This window comes from Planktothrix paucivesiculata PCC 9631, from assembly GCF_900009265.2.
Classification (GTDB): Bacteria; Cyanobacteriota; Cyanobacteriia; order Cyanobacteriales; family Microcoleaceae; genus Planktothrix; species Planktothrix paucivesiculata.
In genome coordinates, this window is sequence record NZ_LR735002.1 from 75,991 (window position 1) to 100,480 (window position 24,490).

The 24,490-nt window shown below is 38.8% G+C and carries 19 protein-coding genes and 1 pseudogene; 7 read left to right on the forward strand and 13 right to left on the reverse strand.

Translation table 11 applies throughout. From position 1 onward, the window contains the following. Positions 1-527: IS1634 family transposase (locus PL9631_RS05495; RefSeq protein WP_156090470.1), on the forward strand; the 527-nt coding region annotated here is incomplete at its 5' end. Between the two features lie 128 nt (positions 528-655). After that, positions 656-1,395: pseudogene (locus tag PL9631_RS05500) on the forward strand (IS1634 family transposase); the annotation flags it as partial. Positions 1,396-1,755: 360 nt separating this feature from the next. Here the strand turns inward: PL9631_RS05500 and psbA are convergent. From psbA to PL9631_RS05540, 8 genes are all read right to left on the reverse strand, one after another. Beyond that, entirely contained in the window at positions 1,756-2,838 is a 1,083-nt protein-coding gene (gene psbA / locus PL9631_RS05505; RefSeq protein WP_083617855.1) for a photosystem II q(b) protein, read from the reverse strand. Between the two features lie 192 nt (positions 2,839-3,030). Next, positions 3,031-3,906, reverse strand: coding sequence for a sensor histidine kinase (locus tag PL9631_RS05510; protein ID WP_197046274.1), 876 nt, complete (start codon positions 3,904-3,906; stop codon positions 3,031-3,033). A gap of 118 nt (positions 3,907-4,024) precedes the next feature. Next, on the reverse strand, positions 4,025-5,248 hold the full coding sequence (chlP, locus tag PL9631_RS05515) for a geranylgeranyl reductase (RefSeq protein ID WP_083617859.1): 1,224 nt from the start codon (positions 5,246-5,248) through the stop codon (positions 4,025-4,027). A 169-nt stretch (positions 5,249-5,417) separates the two neighbouring features. Next, positions 5,418-6,419, reverse strand: a complete 1,002-nt coding sequence (locus PL9631_RS05520) for an ABC transporter ATP-binding protein (RefSeq protein ID WP_083617861.1) — start codon at positions 6,417-6,419, stop codon at positions 5,418-5,420. 205 nt (positions 6,420-6,624) lie between these two features. Beyond that, positions 6,625-7,293: a DUF3318 domain-containing protein gene (locus PL9631_RS05525; RefSeq protein ID WP_083617863.1), complete on the reverse strand. Its 669-nt coding sequence runs from the start codon at positions 7,291-7,293 to the stop codon at positions 6,625-6,627. 116 nt (positions 7,294-7,409) lie between these two features. Next, the gene (locus tag PL9631_RS05530) at positions 7,410-8,282 is read right to left on the reverse strand and encodes an alpha/beta fold hydrolase (protein WP_083617864.1); all 873 of its coding nucleotides are present in this window, start codon (positions 8,280-8,282) and stop codon (positions 7,410-7,412) included. Between the two features lie 24 nt (positions 8,283-8,306). After that, positions 8,307-8,852: a hypothetical protein gene (locus PL9631_RS05535; RefSeq protein ID WP_083617866.1), complete on the reverse strand. Its 546-nt coding sequence runs from the start codon at positions 8,850-8,852 to the stop codon at positions 8,307-8,309. A gap of 313 nt (positions 8,853-9,165) precedes the next feature. Further along, the gene (locus PL9631_RS05540) at positions 9,166-10,257 is read right to left on the reverse strand and encodes an ISAs1 family transposase (protein WP_083617868.1); all 1,092 of its coding nucleotides are present in this window, start codon (positions 10,255-10,257) and stop codon (positions 9,166-9,168) included. A 255-nt stretch (positions 10,258-10,512) separates the two neighbouring features. Here PL9631_RS05540 and PL9631_RS05545 point away from each other — a divergent pair, with 255 nt between their 5' ends. Beyond that, complete coding sequence (locus PL9631_RS05545) at positions 10,513-11,685, forward strand: ferrochelatase (RefSeq protein WP_083617869.1); 1,173 nt, start codon at positions 10,513-10,515, stop codon at positions 11,683-11,685. Between the two features lie 41 nt (positions 11,686-11,726). Here the strand turns inward: PL9631_RS05545 and PL9631_RS05550 are convergent, their stop codons facing one another. Next, entirely contained in the window at positions 11,727-13,316 is a 1,590-nt protein-coding gene (locus PL9631_RS05550; protein ID WP_083617871.1) for a glycosyltransferase family 39 protein, read from the reverse strand. Positions 13,317-13,857: 541 nt separating this feature from the next. Continuing rightward, on the reverse strand, positions 13,858-15,336 hold the full coding sequence (locus PL9631_RS05555; protein WP_083617873.1) for a CoA-acylating methylmalonate-semialdehyde dehydrogenase: 1,479 nt from the start codon (positions 15,334-15,336) through the stop codon (positions 13,858-13,860). A 171-nt stretch (positions 15,337-15,507) separates the two neighbouring features. On the opposite strand from PL9631_RS05555, the gene PL9631_RS05560 reads away from it, so the two are divergent. Then, positions 15,508-20,940, forward strand: a complete 5,433-nt coding sequence (locus PL9631_RS05560; protein WP_083617875.1) for a trifunctional serine/threonine-protein kinase/ATP-binding protein/sensor histidine kinase — start codon at positions 15,508-15,510, stop codon at positions 20,938-20,940. Here the strand turns inward: PL9631_RS05560 and upp are convergent. Continuing rightward, entirely contained in the window at positions 20,923-21,558 is a 636-nt protein-coding gene (upp, locus tag PL9631_RS05565) for a uracil phosphoribosyltransferase (protein WP_083617877.1), read from the reverse strand. The genes PL9631_RS05560 and upp overlap by 18 nt on opposite strands. A gap of 31 nt (positions 21,559-21,589) precedes the next feature. Next, positions 21,590-22,135, reverse strand: coding sequence for a GAF domain-containing protein (locus tag PL9631_RS05570; protein WP_083617879.1), 546 nt, complete (start codon positions 22,133-22,135; stop codon positions 21,590-21,592). A gap of 74 nt (positions 22,136-22,209) precedes the next feature. On the opposite strand from PL9631_RS05570, the gene PL9631_RS05575 reads away from it, so the two are divergent. The 3 genes from PL9631_RS05575 to PL9631_RS05585 all read left to right on the forward strand — a co-directional run bounded on the left by PL9631_RS05575 (position 22,210) and on the right by PL9631_RS05585 (position 23,819). After that, positions 22,210-22,863 (forward strand): hypothetical protein, encoded by a 654-nt coding sequence (locus tag PL9631_RS05575; protein ID WP_083617881.1) that lies wholly within the window; start codon positions 22,210-22,212, stop codon positions 22,861-22,863. 50 nt (positions 22,864-22,913) lie between these two features. Continuing rightward, positions 22,914-23,507, forward strand: coding sequence for a sulfite oxidase-like oxidoreductase (locus PL9631_RS05580; protein ID WP_083617883.1), 594 nt, complete (start codon positions 22,914-22,916; stop codon positions 23,505-23,507). A 93-nt stretch (positions 23,508-23,600) separates the two neighbouring features. Then, positions 23,601-23,819 (forward strand): hypothetical protein, encoded by a 219-nt coding sequence (locus PL9631_RS05585; RefSeq protein ID WP_083617885.1) that lies wholly within the window; start codon positions 23,601-23,603, stop codon positions 23,817-23,819. Positions 23,820-23,948: 129 nt separating this feature from the next. Here PL9631_RS05585 and PL9631_RS05590 read toward each other — a convergent pair whose 3' ends face one another. Then, on the reverse strand, positions 23,949-24,461 hold the full coding sequence (locus tag PL9631_RS05590; protein WP_083617887.1) for a YqeG family HAD IIIA-type phosphatase: 513 nt from the start codon (positions 24,459-24,461) through the stop codon (positions 23,949-23,951). Between the last annotated feature and the right edge of the window lie 29 nt (positions 24,462-24,490).

Here is a 24,490-nt window from a genome sequence, read left to right on the forward strand (position 1 = left end):
AAAAGACAATAGTTTATCAAGTTACAGGGGAGATAGAACCTAGAGAATTAGTGATAGAAGCGGAAAAAATCAAAGCAGGAAGATTTATATTAGCGACAAATATATTAGACAAGAAAGAGGTGAGTAATGAAAAGCTATTAGCCGAATATAAAGCGCAGCAAAGTAACGAGAGAGGATTTAGATTTTTAAAAGATCCGTTATTTTTCACAGCGAGTGTATTCGTGAAAAAACCAGAGAGAGTGGAAGTAATAGCGATGATAATGGGATTGTGTTTGTTAGTGTATAACCTAGCCCAAAGAAAATTGAGAAAACAATTAGAAACAGCCCAAGAAGGGGTAAGAAATCAGGTCAAGAAATTAACGAATAAACCGACAATGCGGTGGATATTTCAAATGTTCCAAGCGGTGCATTTAGTCAGGATAAATGGGGAGAAACAAGTGAGTAACTTAACCCAAGAGCGTCAAGAAATATTGCAGCATTTAGGGAAATCTTGCTGTGAATACTATTTAATGATTTCCGGGGGATAAAGATTGAGAGAAAGGGGAAAATAGTTGTAAACAAATCTAAGTTATGAGTCAAGATGAGAACTCTTGGCTGGAACGAACTTGGTTATAAAATACAAATATGTTAAAAAAAGAGGNATACTGAAGAACCAAAAATATCAGAGCAAGTAGAAAAACAGTTAGAAAACGCCAAAGCATCGCTGCGAAAGCTATCGAAACAAGAGAAGAGTATGCCTGCATAGCCGATGCAGAGATAGGGATAAAAATATTATCAGAATCGTGGAAATATCACCAAATAAAAGAAATAAAATGCACAGAAAAAGCCAGTAAGAAAAGCCAAAGTAAAACTGAAAAAGCCAACAAAGAAAAGACAATAGTTTATCAAGTTACAGGGGAGATAGAACCTAGAGAATTAGTGATAGAAGCGGAAAAAATCAAAGCAGGAAGATTTATATTAGCGACAAATATATTAGACAAGAAAGAGGTGAGTAATGAAAAGCTATTAGCCGAATATAAAGCGCAGCAAAGTAACGAGAGAGGATTTAGATTTTTAAAAGATCCGTTATTTTTCACAGCGAGTGTATTCGTGAAAAAACCAGAGAGAGTAGAAGTAATAGCGATGATAATGGGATTGTGTTTGTTAGTGTATAACCTAGCCCAAAGAAAATTGAGAAAACAACTAGAAACAGCCCAAGAAGGGGTGAGAAATCAGGTCAAAAAATTAACGAATAAACCGACGATGCGGTGGATATTTCAAATGTTCCAAGCAGTGCATTTAGTCAGGATAAATGGAGAGAAACAAGTGAGTAACTTAACCCAAGAGCGTCAAGAAATATTGCAGCATTTAGGGAAATCTTGCTGTGAATACTATTTAATGATTTCCGGGGGATAAAGATTGAGAGAAAGGGGAAAATAGTTGTAAACAAATCTAAGTTATGAGTCAAGATGAGAACTCTTGGCTGGAACGAACTTGGTTATAAAATACAAATATGTTAAAAAAAGAGGATTCTATTTCTATGAAAAAATAGCAATTATTTATGTTTAGTTAAATAGCGGTAAATTAGCTATAAAATCTGATAGTAAAGCCTCGGAAGTTCAGCGAAGAACTGTAAGAATTTTCAATTTTTTAGAATTAGTGGAAAATTTAGCCCCCATTTGCGGAATGTGGGATATAACCATTTAATCATAAATATTGAACAACAAAAAACGCCCCCCTTTCGGAGAGCGTATTTTGGAATATTGAGGTTAAAAATTAACCATTAATTTGAGGAGCAACCAAAGCCACAGGAGCGGACTCACCAGAAGCTAAGTCTAAGGGGAAGTTGTGAGCGTTGCGCTCGTGCATAACTTCCATACCCAGGTTAGCCCGGTTTAACACATCAGCCCAGGTATTAATCACCCGACCGGTAGAGTCGATGATTGACTGGTTGAAGTTGAAACCGTTCAAGTTGAATGCCATGGTGGATACACCTAAAGCGGTGAACCAAATCCCGATTACCGGCCATGCGCCTAACAGGAAGTGTAAGCTACGGCTGTTGTTGAAGCTGGCATATTGGAAGATTAAACGACCAAAGTAACCGTGGGCTGCAACGATGTTGTAGGTTTCTTCTTCTTGACCGAATTTGTAACCGTAGTTTTGTGACTCGGTTTCGGTGGTTTCACGCACCAAGGAAGAGGTAACTAAAGAACCGTGCATGGCGGAGAACAAGCTACCACCAAAGACTCCAGCAACTCCCAACATATGGAAGGGGTGCATCAAGATGTTGTGCTCAGCTTGGAACACTAACATGAAGTTGAAGGTTCCAGAGATCCCTAGGGGCATACCATCAGAGAATGAACCTTGACCGATGGGGTAGATTAGGAACACGGCGGCTGCTGCTGCAACGGGTGCAGAGTAGGCGACGCAGATCCAAGGACGCATACCTAAGCGGTAGGACAATTCCCATTCCCGACCCATGTAGCAAAGAATCCCAATCAGGAAGTGGAAAATCACTAACTGGTAGGGGCCTCCGTTGTACAGCCACTCATCTAAGGAAGCTGCTTCCCAGATGGGGTAGAAGTGTAAACCGATGGCGTTAGAGGAAGGAACAACGGCACCAGAGATGATGTTGTTTCCGTATAGCAGTGAACCAGCAACGGGTTCACGGATTCCATCGATGTCTACGGGGGGAGCCGCGATGAAGGCGACGATGTAGCAGATGGTGGCGGTTAATAAGGTAGGGATCATCAGAACACCGAACCAACCGATATAAATCCGGTTGTTGGTGGATGTCACCCAGTTACAAAACCGTTCCCAGATAGAGGCGCTTTCGCGCTGTTGAATCGTGGTTGTCATGTTGGTTATGATTGCTATGTATTTGTCGAGGTACGTTTGGTATCTATGTCTACTAGATTAACGGCTTTGTTACGGTTTGTAAAGTCTTTTAACATCAGGGTTTTGGATGACCAATATAAGTTCTACTTATATATTTAGGGCTGTTTTGCTCCATTCAGATCCAGTATCTATAGATATGGAGGAGGATTGAGTCTAGGAATCGGATACTATCGGCAGTTCGATGATAAATTCCGTTCCGATCCCTAATGATGACTGACATTTAATTTTCCCTTGATGTCGGTCTTCAATAATTTGACGACTCACCGATAAACCAATCTCGCTTCCTTGTAATACAGGTTTTGTAATTAATAAATCCTCAAAAATTGTATTTTGAACGTCTTCAGATAGACCTAAACTGTTGTCTTGAAGGGATAGAATTACAGAGTCTTGATTTAAGTCAGTTTTAATTGTGATTGTCGGTTTAAATTCAGGATCGGACGGGTGCGCTTCTGCTTTTTTATCTAAAGAATTAATTCCATTATTAATTAAATAAGATATAGCTTGATTAAAATGCCCTGGATAACAATTAATTTCAGGAATATGCCCATAAATTTTAACAATTTCAATCGGAGACCTAATTTTAGTTCCTTTGAAACGACTTTTCAACATTAATAACACACTATCAATGCCATCATGAATATTGAATAAAACTTGGCGATCGCCTTCAAACCTCCCAAAAGTCCGTAAAGAATTACTAATTTGATGTAACCTTTCTGCCCCATTTTCCATAGCGGCTAATAATTTTGGCACATCTTCAATTAAATATTCTAAATCCATAGAATCAATTTCATCGGTAATTTCATCCCCCGGATTGGGATAATGTTCTTGATACAATTCAATTAAATTCAATAAATCTTTAACGTAATCTTTAATATAAGTAATATTTCCAGCAATACACCCCAAGGGATTATTAATTTCATGAACAACACTAGAAACTAAATGACTCAAAGTTGCTGTTTTTTCCTGTTGTACTAACTGCAAAATCTCCGCCGCATTTAATTGGTTTTCAGACGGGTTTGTTGGACTCATACTCAATTTCTCCTTATAATTGTAGAGACGTGCCATGGCACGTCTCTACGCTGTTACAGACGTGCCAATAGCCCACGGCATCGCTGCGCTCACCGCACGTCTAGCCACTAATAACTAATTAGGGGGCTAAGGCATTGCCTCGTAACAAACTCGCCAGGGTTTTGGCGGTAATTTTCATCTGAATTAAAGGATTTGCCGGAACCACGGTTTTGTACAAATAGCTATCAAAAGTTAACTTCTGCACATCCCGATCCGAACACATCTCCACAAAAGCTTCCCGGGTGGCATCCGTCCGATAGAAGACCCGTTGCAAAATATCTAACACCAGATAAGTAATGCCATATTTCTTATCCCAGAGTTTGATATAGTCCTTCAGATCCGCTTCTGTCGGGATGCGTTGACCGCTATTGCTGCGTTCCACAATAGTTTCGGCGCACATCCGGCCAGACTTGGCGGCGAAGTAAATCCCTTCTCCCGAAGACTTAGTAACTGTCCCGGCGGCATCTCCCACCAAAGCCACTCGTCCCACAACCCGACGGGGACGGGGATGTTCGGGGATGGGGTGAGCTTCCACCTTAATAATTTTACCGCCTTCGATCCGGTGGGCTGCCCGGGCACGAATACCCGCTTGCAGTTGTTTGATCATGGCTTGGTTGGGTTTCATTGTCCCCGTTCCGACGGCTACGTGATCGTATTTGGGGAATACCCAAGCGTAGAAGTCCGGGGAAACATCGTTACCCACATACATTTCCGCCCGATCTTCGTAATAGGCCATTTTGTCGTCGGGAATGCGGATGCGTTCTTGGAAGGCGATCGCATAATTATAATCCCCAGCATCAATGGCTTTGGCAATGCGGGAATTCGCCCCATCCGCCCCAATTACCACATCCACTTCTAGGGTTTTGGGTGTACCAACGCCACCCTCTCCCGTACCGTGATCGTGATAGTGCAGCACATAGGGTGCGGAACTGGTTTGAGGAATTTTTAATTGATGAACAGTACCGTTTATTAAAATTGCTCCTAAGGAGACAGCGCGATCGCGCATAAACCCATCGAGAATTTCCCGACGGCACATTCCAATATATTCGTCTTCTTTTTCAATGAAAATATCGACCTCACGGTTCGAGGGAGAGATCATTTTCATTTTTCTCACCCGCCGATCAATGACGTGAGCCGGTAAGTCAAACTCACTCACCATACAAAGCGGGATCGCCCCACCACAGGGTTTGGCGTTATCCAGCTTGCGTTCAAACAGGTAAGTCTCAATCCCTGCTTTAACTAGCGTCTCGGCTGCGGAAGAACCCGCAGGGCCAGAACCAACAACAGCAACCCGTAGTGTCAACGGTCTTCTCCCAATCTATCTTGTCTTTTTATTCATGAGTGATGGTATCACAGTCCCTCACCCGGAAACCATTTTTCCCCCCTCAGTTGTGACGCTTTGCAATACAGCTTAATATTTTGTAATCTATTGCCGATTTGGGGATGATCGTGTAAGGTGCTCGCAGCCTTGATTAATCAACAACCCCAGCCCGAAAAACCCGGCCAATCACATTTTCAATCGGAGGATCACTGACGGTTAAATCCAAGATATTGAATTCCGCTAATATTTTAGCCACCGTCGTCGTTAAGGTGTCCCGCTTGACTAATAAGCGCACCACTTGACCCTCCATAGATTCAATTTCTGCATAGGTTAATAATTTCTGACGACAACTTTCTAAGACTTCAGCAGAATAATGTTCTAATTCAATTGTAACTTCTCTATAGGGAGAAAATTGTTCTAATAACCCATCTAAACTGCCATCATAAATCAATTGTCCTTGATGAATTAAAATCACCCGTTTACACAATGCCGTAATATCAGCCATGTAGTGACTGGTTAACAAAATTGTAGCTTGATAACGGCGATTATATTCGGCTAAAAACTCCCTGACACTGACTTGAGCATTCACATCTAATCCCAAGGTGGGTTCATCTAAAAATAACACTTGAGGACGATGTAATAAAGCTGCCATTAATTCCGCTTTCATTCGTTCGCCTAAAGACAGTTTTCTGACGGGTTGTTTTAACTTTCCTTCTAGGGATAACATCTCGCTTAATTCCCCGACCCGTTGACGATATTCACTATCAGAAATTCCATAAACAGCGGCGTTAATTCTCAAAGAATCTAAGGCGGGTAAATCCCAAATTAACTGTTGTTTTTGCCCCATAACCAGGGTAATTTTTTGTAAAAACTTAGGCTGACGTTTAAAGGGAGTGTGATGGGCAACTTCCAAAAATCCCCTAGAGGGATAAATTAACCCTGTTAACATTTTTAAGGTGGTGGTTTTTCCGGCTCCATTGGCTCCTAAAAATCCCACAACCTCCCCCGATTCAATTTTAAAAGAAACTTCTTTCACCGCTTCTATATTCTGATAGGTTCTTTGGAAAAAATGGCGAATGGTTCCTTTAAATCCAGGTTCTTTGATGGCGACGGGATAAACTTTACTTAACTGTTCAGCAATAATAATAGACATAATAGGGAACAGGGAATGGGTAATGGGTAATGGGTAATGGGTAATGGGGATTGATTTATAGAGTGTTCTAAATTTCCTTTTTTCTAAAATCTATTGTTCATTGCCCATGGGCTATGCACTATTTTCTATTACTTTAAAACCAAAATTATAGGGTGCGTCAACATTTATTTAACGCACCCTAGAAAGAATGATTAGTATTAATCAATTAATTAAATACATTTTCTGAACCCGAGGATGCGGTATCACTTCCCCCTTTGACTCTAGCTTTGGCTTTAGTTGCACTACGTTTGAGAGCTTGTAAGCGAGCTTCATAACGGGATTTTTGGCGTTTTTTAGGGGTTTGATCCACTAGGGTTTTTAAGGCACTTCCTAGGCTTTTATAGGCGTTGGGTAAGGTATAACCGAAACGGGTGGCTAGAGAAATTGCTTTCTCATCGGCGTCTAAAGATTCCTGTAATGTGCGTTCTCCGTTATTTTTTTGATAGAGACGAAAACCGGAAACCCCACATAATGCTAGGGCTAATAAGAGTAGTAGTCCGTCTTGTACCCAAAGTTCTCCGACGGCTCCCCCTAAACCAATGGCGAGGGCGGCCATTTCCCAGCCATCTCTAGGAATCGTATCATTTTGAATGCGGGCGACTTCATGCCAAAATAGCAAATTGCGCTGATCCATTGCCAACTGTTCCCAACGAACCAAGTCAATTTGAATTTCAACTTGATCCTTGCCAATTTCTTCGCAACGGACGAGGGGTGGGTTAACTTCAACGGTTTTTTCCACCATTACCCAACTCTGCAACTCAGGAGGAAGTAAGCCTTTTAATCGCCGGAGTTCGCTCATTTCGGCTCTGGCAGTGGAGGTTGCATAGGATGTCATAGTTCCGGCTCAACTAAGTTTTTAACCAAAAACAGGGTTTTTTTATATTTTAATGTATTCTAATCCGTTTGCAACAACCGCAAACTCGAAACTAGCAAACTTGACAGCCCTGAGAATTAAATGTCTAGGAATTTTCGCAGGTTTTCTAAGTAGGTTTCGGGATCTTCTAACATCGGAAAGTGAGCCGTATCTTTGAGAATTGCTAACTTAACGTTAGGGTTTAAACGGGCGGCTTGTCGTCCCATTTCTGCGGGAATAATTTGGTCGTATTCTCCGGCCACTAATAGGGTGGGAACGGTTAATTTTTGAAATTCTGCGGGGAGCCATTCCGTGGCTTCTTTAGAAACAGAGGTTAATACGGTTCCATAGGCGGCATCAAAATCCGCTAAGAGAAAATCTTCTAAAAACGCTTGACTCAAGGGGCGAGGAATTGGACGGTGGAGAAACCGAGCCATAAACATTTTATCCATCCCAGGAATTAAGGTTAACCATTTAGGCCGAAACATGACAACATAACGACTAAATTTGTGAAAGGTATTAAAGGTTTTTTCGTCATATTCAAAGATACCACTACAGGTTAAAATGGCTCGTTCAACTCGCTGGGGATATCGATTTAAAAATAACATGGCAATGGAGCCGCCCATGGAGTGAGCATTGATATAAACTTTGTCTAAATTTAACTGGTCTAATAAAGTGACTAAATCTTCAGCATATTCTATTAATTCATAACGTTCTGATGCGGGTTTATCCGTGACTTCTGGCACATTAGACCGTCCAAACCCGCGTAAATCATAAATTAAACAATCAAATTCCGAGGATAATGCCTGGGCGGTGCTTTCCCAATAGCGTCCCGAACCGCCCCAACCATGAATAAACACCATTACCGGTTTTGAGCCGGGTGCGGAGTTGGCCGTTGTCACCCACTCACAATAATGATCGACTCCATTAACAGAAATTACGGTTTTATTTAGGTTTGTGGCTACAGTCATCTTTCTAAATGTTGAATTTTCTCTCTATTTTAAACGATTAAATACATTTTGAATAAATGTTGTTGCGCTGCTGGGAGTTAAGGTTTTTAATCCCGTTGATGTTTCGTGTATCCACCATCCTTTTGTGGTTTGGGGCGATCGCCATAATTCTAAATGTTCAACCGCAGGATCGGCATAAAAACTTTCTGTTCCTCCTCCTAATAAAGCGGAACTCCAGTGAGTAAAATAATCATGACTGATGCGATAAATCGGGAAATTTCCCCCTAAAGGAACGCCCCAACCATCAATGGCAATCAATCCTTGAATTTTCCCCCCCAATTGTTGCCAAGCTAAAGCCGCCCCTATTGCTCCCACAACTCCAGCACTAAAAGCTATAATCATTATAGCAGATTTGGGCTTATTTTTATATATAAAATTAAAAATATCAAAACTTGAATAAGCAGGATAATCTTGAGTTGGAAAAATCAATAATTCTCCCAATTGTTGTTGATTTTCCCAATTTTCCAAAACTCCATTTAAAAAACATTCCGTTAATTCCGGTGCATGAATTCCAGGACAAACTAATAGCATTGTTTGATAGTTGCTAATAAGTGAATACTCCCCCTAACTCCCCTACCTTCCCTACCTCCCCTGCCCCCCCTGCCTCCCAGGGCTGTTTCATGTTTGAAAATTATAGCCTACTTTTGGGCCATAATTCTCAAACATGATAGCTATTTTCCGAATAATTAATATTTCATATAATTGCTATATTAATATTAATTATAGGAGATATCATCTAAGCAACATAAATATTCTTATTCCCTATGGAGTAAGACTTACATTCCCGATTTTTATCTATTTTTCCTAAATTAATTGCTCTATTTTTTAATTTTTAACTATCGGATTAAGAGATAGCCACTAATTTCTCCCAATGATTTCCTAACCACCTTCTTCCCTCTGTTATTGACCAAAATCCTAAACCTCTGAAAATATTCAATCCTAGGGTGTTGAGCAGTGCCCAATTAGTCGCCGCTTGTACTTGATGAATTTTCATACTATCCTCTTTAAATAACACATCTTTTACCCAATGAACTTGATTCTCAATCCCCCAATGCCCTTTAATCTTTTGGGCAAAAAAATCTGCCTTTTCCCAGATACTACTTATATAATAAACCGTTTCTTTATAAGGCTTTTTTCCTCTATATCCCCACCGTTCTACCTGAATTATACTTTCAATATGTTCCCAAGGGCTTTCAAATTTTATTGATTTTTTAAACACTGATACCCGACGAGTTGTTTCTCGTCCATGACCCCGCTCTTTTTGAGTATCTATACTTTCAGCTTTCGTCGTCTTTGTGATTTTTTCAATTTGATTATACAGTTTGATTTGATTCTTCTTAACCGCAATTAAATAATCGTTTTCACTCTCGATAATCTTTCGGGCTGTGGTGACATTACAATGTAACGCATCCGCAGTTATTAACTTTCCTTTTAGACCACATTCTCCTATTATACATTGGGCTACAGCTTGTTCTGACCCGGTTTTACTCTCGAACTTTTCCGTCGCTAATACTAATCCGGTTTCTTGACTAAATAGAGATACCATTATTACCATGTTTTGCTGCTGATTTCCTGGGTCTTTTACCGTACTTCTTAAACTTTTTCCATCTATTGCTAATCCCTCTATTCCCTTTAATTTAGGAGAATTCTCTCTTGACCATTCTTTTACTATTTTGCTTAAATCCTTCTCGTCTACTCCTCTCATCACTCTCCTTCTTGTTGAATAAGATGGCATTCCTTGGCTATAGATATTGAATGTTCTTTTCAGGATAACTTCGTTGGCTTTGACAAAATATTCCATCTCTCGATATCCTTGATGCCCTGACATCACCCCTAAAACTACTACTAATAGCACTTCCCATAAACTATACCTTTTTCCCTGACTTTTTCGGAAATCCTTGACTTCTTTTAAATTTTCTATTAAACTTGTTAGCATCTTTATTTTAGAAAAAAATGGCGATCGCTCTCCATTTTATCAGGTGGCGATCGCTCTTTCTTTACTCTTTTTCACCTGACTTTGAAACAGCCCTGCCTGCCTCCCCTGCCTCCCCTGCTCCCCCTGCCTCCCTTTCCCTATCCCCCTGTAAGGGATGTTAAACTATCTGGGAGAGTCGTTTTATGGAATATCCCCCTGAGAGGGACAGTTTCATCGGAGGACTCGATAGTAGCACTTAAACGTGAGGACAAAAATGTGGTTGCCACTCCTGAAAAACTCGAAATAATTAATTCAGCACCGACCCATGCAGAGGGTAAAAATCGAGTTGCGGTTTTGCTGATGGGGTATGGTGAAGTCGAAAGTTATGAAGACTTTGCCAATTATAACGAACAGGCTTTAAACCTTTTAACGGCTAAATTTGCCCCCGTTCCCACTTGGATTTATCCACCTTTGGCTAAACTTTTAGCGATGTTTGATCTGCATGAGTGGAGTCATCAACATGGGAATTTTATTTCTCCCCATAATGCCATTTTTGAGAAACAACGGGCGGGAATTGAGGAACATTTACAAGAAAAATGGGGCAACCAGATTAAAGTGTTCAAAGCCTTTAACTTTTGTGCTCCTTTCCTTCCTGAACAGGTTTTAACTCAAATTCAAGCCGAAGGATTTGATAAACTGTTAATTTATCCTCTGTTAGTGGTTGATTCTATTTTTACCAGTGGAATTGCCGTGGAACAGGTGAATTTAGGCCTGGAAAAATTAGCAGATGAAGGTGAACATTGGGTAAAAGGTCAACGGTATATCCCCTCTTTTTATAATGAACCTGCCTATATTCAACTGCTAGGAAAGTTAGTAGAAGACAAAATTCAAAAAGACCTGATTCAATCCTGTCTCCCCTCTCAAATTGGGATTGTTTTAATGAATCATGGTTGTCCCCACAAAGCCAAAGGGTTTACCTCGGGAATTGATGAAAGTCAAGCCCTTTATGAGCAGGTTCGGGAAAATTTAATTAACCGTTATCCGTTAATTTCTGTGGGTTGGTTAAACCATGATACCCCGTTAATTGAATGGACACAACCTAACGCCAAACTGGCAGCGAATAATTTAATTGAATTAGGGGCGAAAGCGATTGTCTTTATGCCGATTGGATTTGCCACCGAAAACCATGAAACCCTGTTAGATGTTGAGCATATTATTGAGGGTTTACGTCGGAAATATTCTGATGTTCAATATGTGCAAATGGAGTGTGTTAACGACCATCCCGAGTTTCTAAAAATGGCCGCAGACTGGGCAAATCCCCAAATTGAAGCGCTATTGAATGAAATGGCTTTGGCGGTCAATCCTTCCTTGGTGAGTGTTCATAGCCATGACGATCACCACCACAGTCATGATCACGATCATGATCATGGTCATCACCACCACCATTAAAACAGGTAGGGGCGAGGATACCTCGCCCCCAAGGTCAAGGGTTAATTAATAGCCTCCTTGCTGGTTGAACGAGGTTTAACTAAAAAGACATATTCATCATCATTAACCGAGTTAGGAAACATTTGCATATCTAGCACTTCAAATCGTTTGTTGATTAAACTTTGAACAACTTCCATCCCCCCACCCCAGGGTTCATAAAAAACTAACCAATACCGGGAATCTGTGGGCGGTAAAGTGTCTAATGCTTTAGATACAAAAACGGGGGTTTCTTTTGGAGGACGAGGTAATTTTTCCCGTCCCATGATGTGGAAGGGTGCAGACCCTTTGTAATAGCGAGGGAGAGTTAAATGGGTTTCCCAATCAACAATATACAATCCAATTACATCCCCGGGTTTTTCATTTTTTTCAATCAGTTGAGCAATTCCTTTCCAATCATCATGATAGGTTGTGGTGTAATAGTGAGTTAGTCCGCCACTCACGGCTACAAAATAAACAGCCATAATCCCTAAAGCAATGACTCGATAGTGATGCCAAACTTCCCGAAAGCCAACGGCAAGTAAAATCAGATAATAAGGCGCCACAAACATTAAATAGCGATCGCGCCAAATCGGGCTTCCAAGATGGGAAATCATAATGATTACCAAGGAAGGGAGTAAGGCCCAAAGTGCTACCCAGACTAATTTAGGGGGGTTAACATTTTTTTGGATTTGATTCTTGGCTTGAAATAATCCAATGGTGAATAAAAATACGGTGAGAAGGGTATAACCCATATAAAATAACATCACCGTTTCGTTCCATCCCCAAGCTGCCAAACTGAAGTTTAATTCACCCATTTTAGGTAAATCACTCACGGGCCAGAAAGCAGTAAATACAGTGAGAATGGAGGGAATTAATAAAATATCTGGTTTGGGTTTATTGGCGACCCAACTGCTCATAAACTTGGGGGTAGCTTTCCAGAGAACATAGGCAAAAGGTAACCAAAATAAGCCAATTAATATTAAGCCTTTTCCTAATCTCCGAAACTGATGTCTTTGCTCTCGAAATTTCCATCCTAATAGGATTAAATCCACGAACAAAATCAATATATTTAATGGAGTGGTTAACAGGGCTAAACCTCTGGCGAGAATCCAAGGACGAAAAGAATATTTCGTGGTTTCTTCTAAAATATTAACTAGGGCTAAGGTTCCCCATAGGGTTAAAAAGGTACTCAAGGAATACATCCGAATTTCTTGAGCATAACCCACAAATAAAGGAGAAACTGCCATCATAAAGGCTGCTATTAAAGCAACCGAACGAGATGCAACTTTTAACCCGACTAAATAAGTTAGAAAAACACAGCCCAAACTAAAGGGAACAGATAATAATCTTAACCAAGTATCATTGGTTCCGAAAATCATCCAAAACCGCAGTAATAAATAATAAAGGGGACGAGTTCCTAATCTAAGTTGTTCTGCATCTCGAATACTGAAATTTTCATCCACCCAAAGACTTTCTGTACCAATCTGATATAAGCGTAACCCCAGGGATAAAATTAAGATTAAAATAATCGGAATCCAAGGGCGATAACTGGGTTTTGCTACTCCTTCAGTCAAGGATTGAGTTTTCGTTATTTCGGTAGTTGATGTTTTCATATTTTAAGTTAATGACATAAGGACTTAAAAGCGACACCAATCAATGCGCCGATGATCAGGAAATTCCGCTCTGCAATGAATTAATTAGAATCTAAACAAAAATTTTTGAAGAAATTTTGATTTTTTAAACCAAATTGGGCAAAATTTTAGAGCCAAAAGGTACAAGATACTTAAGTATTTTGATCGGTTTTATCAAAACACTAAGCATAACTTTATACTGGCTTTAGGTAATGCCTGTGAGAATATAGGAATCGGGCAAACAGTGATTGAGTCAAATTGATTAATCTGGTGCTGTAAAATTATGAATCCCTAAGTAGCTAGGTAGAATTTTTGTGCACCCTTGCGCCACAACATAACATAGTTGTTCAAATTTGACAAATAGTTTTTTCTGATTAACTTAGATCTCAGTATTCACGGATTGTTTTAATCAAAATCAAGTATATTTTTTGACCTAATTATTGACAAGATTACCTAGAGCTTGATAGTTCCAAGGCTATCTGTTTAGGCTTTTTTTGTTAAATTCATGATCTGTAAGCTCGGGTTAAAATTGTCGTGACCAGTCAGATAACCACCGTTCGACGACGACTTTAGTTTGGGTAAAAAACTCAACGGCCTGCTGTCCTTGACCGTGTAAATCGCCGAAAAAGCTATTTTTCCAACCGCTAAAGGGAAAGAACGCCATCGGTGCGGCGACACCAATATTAATCCCAATATTTCCCGCTTGAGCTTGATACCGAAACTGTCGCGCCGCCGCCCCACTGCGGGTAAATAGACAGGCCATATTGCCATATTCACTTTGATTAATCAATGCGATCGCTTCTTCTAGGGTATTCAGATGAATTAAACTTAATACGGGGCCAAAAATTTCAGTACGGGCAATTTCTCCCCGGGGGTTAATGTCTTGTAAAATAGTCGGGCGGACAAAATAACCCCGTTCATAGCCGGAAATTGTAGGATTTCTACCATCAACTAAAATTGTGCCTCCTTCCTCTTTTCCCTGTTGAATTAATCCTTCAATTCGAGTTTTACTTTCGGCGGAAATCACGGTTCCCATTTGGACATTTTTATCTAATCCATAGCCAACAATTCGGGTTTCCGCAGCAGTGACGATCGCATCGGTAAAATTCTGTTTAGCCTGACCAATGGTAATAGCAATCGACGTGGCTAAACACCGTTGTCCGGCACAACCAAAGGCACTATCAGCAATAATTTTTGTGGTCATTTCTAAATCAGCATCGGGTAAAATAATCGCCGGATTTTTTGCCCCGCCCTGACATTGTGCCCTTTTGCCATTAGCAGCAGCCCGACTATAGACATATTTAGCAACGGCAGTGGAACCGACAAAACTAATCGCTTTAATATCAGGATGATCTAAAATAGCATCAACGGTTTCTTTGCCTCCATTGATTAAGTTAATCACCCCTGGGGGTAATCCTAATTGATCAATTAAAGCAAAAACCTTTTGCATCGTTAAGGGAACTTTTTCCGAGGGTTTAATAATACAAGTATTACCACAGGCGATCGAGTATGGAAAAAACCAAAACGGAATCATCCCCGGAAAATTGAACGGGGAAATAATCGCCACAACTCCTAGGGGTTGACGAATCATCATTTCATCAATTCCCCTAGCAATATCTTCAGAATTATAACCCTGAATTAAGCTAGGAACACCACAAGCCACTTCCACATTTTCAATCGCCCGTTGTAATTCTCCTAGAGATTCAGCCCAGGTTTTTCCGCATTCTAAGGTAATAGTTTCCGCTAAATCCTGTTGATTTTGTTCCAGTAATTCTCTGAGTTTAAATAGATAACGAATCCTTTCTGTAACCGGAGTCCGTCGCCAGGAATCAAACGATTGTTGAGCAATTTCTGCCGTCTGATTCAGTTCAGTCGCTGGAGAAAGAGGAACTTTTGCTAATACCTCTAAGGTCGCTGGGTTAATGACATCTAAAGTATCTATTGTCTTGGATAAATGCCATTGTCCATTAATATAGTTAGGTAAAATTTTAACTGTTTTCATCTTGGCTATTTCCTAAAAAATCTTACTTTCGACTGAGGTTTTTTTTGTAAAAGCTGTTAAAATGTTCAATAGAATACAGCAAGCTCTACTACTTTAGGCATAATTTATCACAATCATCGGATTACCCCTCCACTCGGTCAATTGCTACCTAACCTACTTTTAAGTTTCACTATGATAACTCTTCCTGGCTACCAAAATTTATCCTTAATTTATGAAAGTAATAAATCCCTGGTTTATCGCTGTACTCGCGAGTCCGATCAATTAAGTGTTATTCATAAGGTTTTGCGAGTTGATTATCCCACCGCAGAAGAACAAACGCGCTATCAACAAGAATATGAAATCCTCAGCAATCTAAGTTTAGAAGGGGTAATTAAGGTTTATGATTTACAAAAATATCAAAATAATCTGGTCTTAGTTTTAGAGGACTTTGGAGGTAAATCTTTAAAAAAGTTGATCACGGAGCAGAAGCTAAATTGGCTAGAAGTCTTGAATTTGGGAATTAAAATTATTGAGAGTTTAAAGCAAATTCATCAATGTAATATTATTCATAAAGATATTAATCCTTCTAATCTGGTTTTTAATCCTGAAACTGAACAAATTAAAATTATTGATTTTGGCATTTCTACCCGGTTAAAGCAAGAAAATCCCATCTTAAAAAATCCTGATATTTTAGAGGGAACCCTTGCCTATATATCCCCCGAACAAACGGGAAGAATGAACCGTTGCCTCGATTATCGAACCGATTTTTATTCCCTGGGAATTACATTATATGAATTATTAACCCAACAGGTTCCATTCCCATCCTTGGACGCGATGGAATTAGTCCATTGTCATATTGCAAAAAGACCGATTCCTGCCTGTGAAATTAATCCAGAAATTCCCCCTGCTATTTCTGAATTAGTCATGAAACTATTAGCAAAAAGTGTAGAAGAACGTTATCAAAGTGCATTAGGAATTCAAGCGGATTTAGAAAAATTTCTCAGCCAATGGCAAACTCAAGGAAAAATTACTCAGATTTCTTTAGGTGAACAGGACATTACGGATCAATTTCAAATTCCGCAAAAACTCTATGGCCGAGAACACTATATTGAGACCTTATTAACAGCCTTTGAACAGGTGAGTGAGGGTCAAACTCAGATGATGTTAGTATCCGGTTATTCAGGAATTGGAAAATCTTCCTTAGTTCAGGAAATCTATAAACCTTTAACATATCGCAAAGCCTATTTTATTTCTGGAAAATTTGATCAACTAGAACGAAATGTTCCCTATTCAGCGATTGTAAATGCGTTTCAATTCTTAATTCAACAACTGTTAACAGAAACTGAAGTCCAACTGAATGAATGGAAAGAAAAACTATTATTGGCTTTGGGTGCTAATGGAAAATTAATCACAGATGTGATCCCAGAATTGGAACTTATTATTGGCGCGCAACCTGAAATTCAAGAACTGGGAAGAACCGAATCTCAAAACCGTTTTAATTTAATCTTTCAAAAATTTATTAGAGTCTTTTGTCAACAGTCCCATCCCCTGGTGATTTTCTTAGATGATCTGCAATGGGCTGACTCCGCCACCTTAAATTTAGTTAAATTAATGATGATCGATACTGAAACCCAATATTTATTTTTAATTGGTGCTTATCGAGACAATCAAGTGAGTGGAACCCATCCTTTAATTAATACGATTAATGACTTAAAAAAAGCAGAAGCCATCCTAAAAACTATTCATTTGGTTCCTTTAACCCTTGAATATATTAGTCAAATTGTAGGGGATACCTTAAAGAAAAGTTCAGAAACCGTTGAACCGTTGGCTGCTTTAATTGAACAAAAAACATTAGGAAATCCTTTTTTTATTAGCGAATTTTTAAAATATTTATATCAAGAAAAAATTATCCAATTCAACAATAATCAATTAAGCTGGCAATGGAGTATTGAAGAAATTAAAACCTTAGATATTACGGATAATGTTGTGGAGTTAATGCTCAAAAAATTAAAAAAATTATCCAAAAAAACTCAAGAATTTCTGTGTTTTTGTGCTTGTATTGGCAATCATTTTGATCTAAAAACTCTCTCGGGTATCTGTGAAATACCTATACCCAAAATTTACTCTATTTTATCCCCCGCCATTCAGTTAGGGTTAATTATTCCTACCTCTGAGTTAGAAAATACTGATATTCAGGATATTAAAGCACCTCTGTTAATTTTTAACTATAGATTTTTGCATGACCGTGTACAACAAGCAGCCTATTCCCTGATTGAGCAAGCTGATAAAAAATCAATTCATCTCAAAATTGGTCGGTTAGTGGTAAGTCGGATGACACAGACCGAAAAAAATGATCAGCTATTTCAATTTATTGATCATCTAAATATGGCTTGGGAATTAATCACCGATGAGCCAGAAAAAATCCATCTTGCTAAACTCAATTTAAAAGCGGGTCAGAAAGCGAAAGAAGCCACGGCTTATTTAGCGGCACAAGCCTATTTTCAGATAGGAATTAAACTGTTACCGGAAAGTCGGTGGACACAGCAGTATAACTTAACCTTTACTCTTTATAAAGAATTAGCAGAAGTTGAGTTTATAGTCGGTGATTCTCAAGAGGCTCAAGTCTTAGCTCAAATTACCTTAGAACAGGCAAAAACCAACTTAAAAAAGGTAGAAATTCATCGAATTTTAATTACTCAATATAGTTTAACGGGTAAACCAGAAAAAGCGATTCAAGAGGGAAGAAAAGCCCTAGAACTTTTAGGAATTGACTTCCCCGATTCAAATTTATTAACTGTCATTCAGAAAGAACGGAAAAAAGCAATTAAAAATTTAGGTTCAAGATCTATTTCGGCTCTGATTGATCAACCTAATATTCCGAATGATCGTGAGAAAATGGCAGCTAAATTATTAGTAGATATTGATCCTGCTGCTTATTTTACTGATCAGAATCTCTATGCAGTGATTGTACTCAAATCCGTCAATTTATATCTACAATATGGGAATGTGCCAGAATCAGCTAAAGGATATTCAACCTACGGAATTTTATTAGGTTCTGATGGGGGAGATTATCAAGGTGGCTACGAATTTGGGTTACTGGCTTTAAAAATTAGTGAGAAATTTCATAGTTTAGGTCAGAAATGCCAAGCTTGTTTTATTCTTGCTAACTTTTTACATTCTTGGGTTAAACCCCTTCAAGGCACAGAAGCAATTAATAACGAAGGATATTTAGCGGGAATGGAATCCGGTGATATTCCCTTTGCTGGTTATATTTTGATGTTTAAACAGATTAATAGTTTTTATCAAGGTCTGGAACTCAATCAATTATTAGCCAAAGTATTAACCACCTTAGATTTTTTTAAAAAATACAAAAATCAGTGGGGTAATGATGCTATTTTAGGGCTTAAAATGGTGTTGTTAAATTTAGTAGAAATTACGGAATCTCCGTTAAATTTTGATCTTTCCGAATTAACAGAAGCTGAATATTTAGCAGATTGCTTTTCCCATAATAGTTTGGTTTGGGTGGCTCAATTTTATATTTTTAAAAGTCAAGTGCTATTTCTATATGAACAACCGGAAGATGCTTTGAAATTTCTGGATGAAGCCGAACAATATCTACCTTATAGTTTAGGGATGCTGATTATTGTTGAACATCATTTTTATACGGCCCTGTGTTTAATCGCCCTGTATCCCCAAGGGTCTTTATCCCAGAAACAGAAATATGAAGAAAAACTCGCCCTACTTCAATCTAAAATGCAGGAATGGGCGGATAATTGCCCGGAAAACTTTTTACATAAAGTGTTATTAATTGAAGCTGAAAAAGCTCGAATTGAAGGAAATATTGTCCAGGCTATTGATTATTATGAACAGGCTATTGAGTTAGCGAGAATTAATGGATTTATCCAAAATGAAGCCTTAGCCCAGGAACTAGCTGGGAAGTTTTGGATGGCTCAAGGTAAGGAGAAATACGCTAAAGTCCATATCGTGGAAGCCCATTATCTTTATCAACGCTGGGGGGCAAAATATAAAGTTAAAAATCTTGAAGAAAAATACTCGTTTTTATTAGTAAAAACTTCCTCAAGTCGCATCACAGAAACAACCCATTCTACTCATAGTTCTTCCAGTAAAAATTCTTCTAGTGTATTAGATTTAACGACAATATTAAAAGCATCCCATACCCTTGCTAGTGAAATTGTTCTCGATCAACTTTTGGCTTCACTGATGAAAATTTTAATGGAAAATGCCGGGGCAAGGCGAGGTTTATTATTATTAAATCAACGAGGAGAATTAACCATTGAAGCATCGGCTTCCGTCGATTTAGAACAGGTAATTGTCGGAGAATCAATTCTAATTAATTCCTATAATGATTTGCCTATTAATATAATTAATTATGTGCAGAGAACCCTTTCTAATCTGGTTTTGATGGATGCCAAACTTGATGAACGCTTTGCTGATAATATTTATATTACTTCTCATGAATTAAAGTCGGTTTTGTGTACTCCAATTGTTAAACAAGGGAAACTAATAGCAATTCTTTACTTAGAAAATAACTTGACCGTAGGAGCATTTACCCCGGAACGATTAGAGGTTTTAAAATTATTATGTTCTCAAGCTGCAATTTCCTTAGAAAATGCTTTACTTTATAACTTAATGGAGCAAAAAGTTCAAGAAAGAACTCAAGAGCTAAATGCTAAAAATATTGATCTTGAGCAAACTTTACAAGAGTTAAAACACACCCAAACCCAGTTAATTCAAACGGAAAAAATGTCGAGTTTAGGTCAATTAGTAGCTGGGGTTGCCCATGAAATTAATAACCCGGTTAATTTTATTTCAGGAAATTTAACCTATGCGACTGAATATTTTAATCAACTGTCAGAGTTATTATTACTCTATCAACGGGAATATCCCCAAGCTAATAACACAATAGAAGATTATATTCAGGAAATCGAATTAGATTTTTTAACTGAAGATCTCAGCAAATTACTGTCTTCAATGCAACTAGGGGCAAAACGAATTTGTGAAATTGTTTTGACTTTACGAAACTTCTCGCGTTTGGATGAAGCGGAAATGAAACCCGTCGATATTCATGAGGGAATTGAAAGTACCTTACTAATTTTACAACATCGTTTTAAAGAGAGGCCTAATTATCCATCTATTCAAGTCGTAAAAACCTATGGAAATCTTCCCTTAGTTAACTGTTATGCTAGTCAATTAAATCAGGTTTTTATGAATATTATTAGCAATGGTATTGATGCTTTACAAGAAAGCATAAACCAATCCTCTATCCCTACTGATCCTAAAATTTATATTAGTACAGAAATCATAGATTTAGTTAATGAAAATACTCCTGAAAAAATGGTAATGATTCGGATTGCGGATAATGGCCCGGGAATCCCTCCAGAAATCCAGCAACGATTATTTGATCCCTTTTTTACCACCAAACCCATTGGGACGGGGACGGGTTTGGGATTATCCATTAGTTATGCCATTGTGGTGGATAAACATGGCGGTCAATTGACTTGCAGTTCTCTCCCCGGAAAAAGAACGGAATTTACCATTAAAATTCCTTTAATTTGTGATGAGAGTTCCGAGGAAAATCAACCGCTATTATTTAGTTCCAAATAGGCGATCGCCCGCATCCCCTAACCCCGGAATAATATACCCATGTTCATCCAAATGATCATCAATAGCAGCCGTATACAGGGGAACATCGGGGTGATAGGAATGAAAATGTTTAATCCCCTCGGGCGAGGCAATTAAACACAGAAACTTGACTGAAAAAGGATTAGTTTGTTTTAATCTTTGAATGGCAGCAACGGCCGTATTTCCCGTGGCAATCATCGGATCAACTACTAAAACTTCCCGTTCTTCTATATCATCAGGAAGTTTAAAATAATATTCAATGGGGATAAATGTTCGCGGATCTCGATATAAACCAATATGTCCGACTCTAGCCGAAGGAATCAATTCTAAAATCCCATCTAAAATCCCCTGACCTGCCCGCATAATCGACACAATCACCATTTTTTTCTCCGAGGCTAAAATGGGTGCTTCCATCGTAGATAGGGGGGTTTTAATTAACTCTTTGCGGAGGGGTAAATCCCTGGTAATTTCATAGGCTAATAACATACTAATTTCCCGCAACAATTGACGAAATTTAGCGGTACTGGTTTGCTCTCGTCGCATCAAGGTGAGTTTATGTTGAACCAAAGGATGTTCAATAATCGTAACGTTAGGATACATAGATTAAGCGGTAATAAAATCTTAATTAGAATTAGCTTACTGTCAATGATTTGAAACAATAATCAATAGCTTGGCTAACACGAGACAGATGACGACGAGTATTTAACTGTCTGATAATTTGATAATTAATCAGTTTTAAAGATTCGGTTTGAGATTGCGCTAAATTCCGAGGCATAACATCCATAACGCATAGAGTTCCAAGGGCAAAACCTTGATCATTGATTAAGGGAAAACCCGCGTAAAAACGGATTTTAGGTTCGGATATAACCATGGGATGATCAATAAATCGTTCATCTTTTAAGGTGTCAGGAACAATCATTAAATCCTGTTGTAAAATACAGTAAGAACAAAAGGCACTATCTCGACTAATTTCAGGCGGTATCGGGCCAATAATTGATTTAAACCATTGGCGATCGCGATCGAGTAAACTAATTAAAGCAATGGGTGTTTTGCAAATATAGGTCGCCAGCAGGGTCAGTTCATCAAAAGAAGGTTCCGCCTCGGTATCGAGAATCTGATAGTCATAGAGGGCCTCTAATCGTTGTTTTTCGTTGTCTGGGATCGGAGCAGGTATCATAGAGGAGATTAAGTTAACGTTTACAGTTACTATTGTATCTTAATTTGAGTTTTTAATGGCAACTATCAAGTTTTATGATATTAAAAAAGGTGGGGTTTTTCAAGTCATCGGCGATGGTCTTGACGGGATTTTTGAGTAGTTTAATTTGGGTTAATTATTCCTTAAATCCGGTACAAGCTGAGGTGATTTTTGCATCCGGTGAAGGTAATGGTTCCTTTGGACTTCTGAGTGATTTTGATGGTCAATATTTTTCAGGACAACAACAAATTGGCTATGAATTTATTATTCAAGAAACCGTTGAAATTGATCAAATTGATTGGAATGGTCAATATTTCCCCGACGGTCAACCTTCAAAGCCTCAATTCTCTCTGAGAATTTTTAAAATTGTTGAGGGAAAACCGGAAATTAAACCTCATTTTCAGGTACAATTAAGGGAAGTTCGTCAAACTAAAACTAATATTGAAAGGTTCTCCCATCCCGTATTTAATTATGGGGGTTCGGTGATCCCGTTTAAATTAGAAGCAGGACGGTATATGCTATCAATTGTTAATAATACCCAGGGTCATACAGATGACTGGTTATGGATGACCACTGACCCTAAAACTCAGTTACAGGATGGGGATCTAAAAATATTTTTTAGAGATCGGGATGATTTGGCTTGGAAAAGTGGCTTAACCGGAAAAATGTCTTTTACAATTTTTGGCAACCCCACATCTAATTCTAATTAAAATTAGGCGTTTAATAGTAAAATTATAAAAGTGGTCGTTAGGAGTTAATCATGTTAGGTGAATTTTTTAGTAAGCCAACTTCTGATCAGAGCGATCGCGTTCCACCCAAACAACATCTTAGCAAAGGATTTCCGGTTTTAACCTATGGGGAAACGCCCCAGGTTTCTATCGAGAATTGGGAGTTAAAAGTTTGGGGTTTAGTTCAGCCAAAAACTTTTAATTGGTCGGAGATCATGGCCATGCCTAAAACTAACTTTACTGCGGATTTTCATTGCGTTACCCATTGGTCAAAATTAGATGTGCAGTGGACAGGAATCAAGGTGACAGACTTCATGCAGTTTGTGGAAGTTGATCCCCAAGCAATTCATATTATGGAACATTGCTATGGCGGTTATACAACTAATATTTTAATGGCGGATTTCTTACGCGAAGAAAACTTTTTTGCCTATCAACTCTTTGATGAACCTTTACCCGCCGATCATGGTGGCCCCCTGCGGTTAGTAGTTCCCCATTTATATGCTTGTAAAAGTGGAAAATGGATTAACGGGTTAGAGTTTTTGGAGCATGAGCAATTGGGATTTTGGGAACTAAATGGTTATCATAAAAGAGGAGAACCTTGGGCGGAAGAACGCTATAGTAATTGAGTCTAAAAGTGGGGTTGTATCTTCTGTAACCCAACTCATAATCATAATTTGATATGATACTTAAAGTGCCCATCTGAATAATTTTGAATAATTATGACCCTGAGTAAAACCGAAGCCAGACAACTTTTAGAACGGATGATTTTTGATGATGAACTCCCCCGAGACTGGGTGCAGGATGTCTGGGATATGAGCCCGATTTTAGGGGAAAATGCCGCTAAACTGCTGGATGCTTTTGATATGTTAATTGACTGTTGTTCTGAAGAAAAATTAGAGAATTTAGTTCAAAGTTTATATGCAGAAAAATTAGAATAACTCAGGTTAGGATTAACCTTTGTCCATCATCCTTTGGCGATCGCCTACCCCGGTTTCTAGCGTCCTTCATGGAAAAAAACAATGCGAGCGTCCTCGCTCGCCGGTACATATACGGGTTTTCCATGCCCATTAGTGTAAAGATGCTCCTAATATTTTGGAGAGCAAAACCTCAAAATTACGCACAGAATTAAATGAGGGTGTGATTTCTGGATCAACCATCGGTTCCACCAAAATCGTAAACATTCCTAAACGGTTTCCCGCTAATACATCGGTAAATAAGCGATCGCCCACCATCGCCACCTGTTCAACTGGTAAATCCATGGCTTCCACCGCCCGCTTGAGTTTGCGCCGGGAGGGTTTAGCCGCCGAGCTAATATAGGGTAAATCCAAGGTTTCGGCAATATTGCCAATGCGAGTTTGACTAACATTGTTACTGACCAACCATAGACTCAGATCGGGTTTGAAGGTATCGATCCAACCTTTGAGATCTTCAGAAACCGACTTTTCTGTAATCGGAACTAAGGTTTCATCCACATCTAGCACCATACCCCTAATCCCATGTCGGCGCAATAGTTCCGGTGTCAAATGCAAAACGCAATCCCCAAGGACTAAATCAGGCTGTAAGAGTTTCCCCCAAGACATAATAACCGTAGAATTTTAGCCCTTTGATT